We start from the raw sequence: 434 nt of genomic DNA, 5'->3' as shown, positions 1-434 counted from the left end.
ACCTGCGGATAATCCGCCAACAACTCCAGCGTGGCCGCCGCATCCAACTCCAACAACGCCACCGCACCCTGACCGGCCTGCCGCGACATCAACGCCGAACGCACCGCAATCACCTTCAGGCCCTGCTCCGGCGTCAACGCCCCGGCCACCACCGCCGCCGAGACCTCCCCCATCGAATGCCCGATCACCGCATCCGGAACCACCCCATAGGAACGCCACAACGCCGCCAACGCCAACTGCAACCCCATGATCACCGGCTGCACCTGCGCATCACCGGAAATCTCCGCACCCGAGGCAATCACCTCACGCAGCGAAAAACCCACCTCGCGGACAAACACCGGCTCCAACTGCTCAACAGCCGCAGCAAACACCGGCTCATCAGCCAACAACCGACGACCCATCCCCGCCCAATGCGAACCCTGACCCGAGAACAC

At 64.5% G+C, this 434-nt stretch carries 1 protein-coding gene; it reads right to left on the bottom strand.

What is annotated here, in order from left to right:
- A partial coding sequence (locus AC5Y31_RS21820) for an acyltransferase domain-containing protein (RefSeq protein ID WP_499982986.1) occupies positions 1-434 on the bottom strand: 434 nt, incomplete at both ends.

This window comes from Mycobacterium sp. NGS18 (assembly GCF_059813185.1).
This window is presented reverse-complemented; position numbering and strand designations above follow the sequence as displayed.